At 44.6% G+C, this 1,196-nt stretch carries 1 protein-coding gene; it reads left to right on the top strand.

Going from position 1 to position 1,196, the window contains the following annotated elements:
• The first annotated feature begins 7 nt into the window (after positions 1-7).
• Positions 8-1,195, top strand: a complete 1,188-nt coding sequence (gene tuf / locus EO114_RS07760; protein ID WP_009353467.1) for an elongation factor Tu — start codon at positions 8-10, stop codon at positions 1,193-1,195.
• The last annotated feature ends 1 nt before the right edge of the window (position 1,196 follow it).

Genomic DNA, 1,196 nt, shown 5'->3' with positions numbered 1-1,196 from the left:
ATTCAAAATGGCAAAAGCAAAATTTGAACGTAATAAGCCACACGTTAACATTGGTACTATCGGTCACGTTGACCATGGTAAAACTACTTTAACAGCAGCAATCACTAAAGTTCTTGCTGAAAAAGGTCAAGCTGACTTCCAAGACTACAGCATGATCGACAAAGCTCCAGAAGAACGTGAACGCGGTATCACAATCAACACTGCACACGTAGAGTACGAAACAGACACTCGTCACTATGCACACGTTGACTGCCCAGGCCATGCTGACTATGTTAAAAACATGATCACTGGTGCTGCTCAAATGGACGGCGCTATCCTAGTTGTATCTGCAGCTGACGGCCCTATGCCACAAACTCGTGAGCACATCTTGTTAGCTCGCCAAGTTGGTGTACCAGCTATCGTTGTATTCATGAACAAAAAAGACATGGTTGACGATGAAGAATTATTAGAATTAGTAGAAATGGAAATCCGTGAATTGCTTTCCAGCTACGAATTCCCTGGCGATGACATCCCAGTTGTGGCAGGTTCTGCATTGAAAGCATTAGAAGGCGACGCTACATACGTAGAAGCAATCAACGAATTGATGGCTCGCGTTGACGAATACATCCCAACTCCAGAACGTGACACAGACAAAACATTCTTGATGCCTGTAGAGGACGTGTTCACAATCACTGGTCGTGGTACAGTAGCAACTGGCCGTGTAGAACGTGGTCAAATCAACGTAGGTGACGTAGTAGAAATCGTTGGTCTTCAAGAAGAACCATCCAGCACTACAGTTACAGGTCTTGAAATGTTCCGTAAACTTTTGGAATCTGCAGTAGCAGGTGACAACGTAGGGGCACTTCTTCGCGGTATCGACCGTAAAGACATCGAACGTGGTCAAGTATTGGCTAAACCAGGTTCCATCAAACCTCACACTAAATTCAAAGCAGAAGTATACGTGTTGACAAAAGAAGAAGGTGGCCGTCATACTCCATTCTTCTCCAACTATCGTCCACAATTCTACTTCCGTACAACTGACGTAACTGGCGTTATCAGCTTACCAGAAGGTACAGAAATGTGTATGCCTGGTGATAACATCACTATGAACATCGAGCTTATCACTCCAATCGCTATTGAAGAAGGTTTACGTTTCGCGATTCGCGAAGGTGGCCATACAGTAGGCGCTGGTGTTGTTACAGCTATCGAAGCATAAT

This window comes from Veillonella sp. 3627, from assembly GCF_003992195.1.
GTDB lineage: Bacteria > Bacillota > Negativicutes > Veillonellales > Veillonellaceae > F0422.
This window is presented reverse-complemented; position numbering and strand designations above follow the sequence as displayed.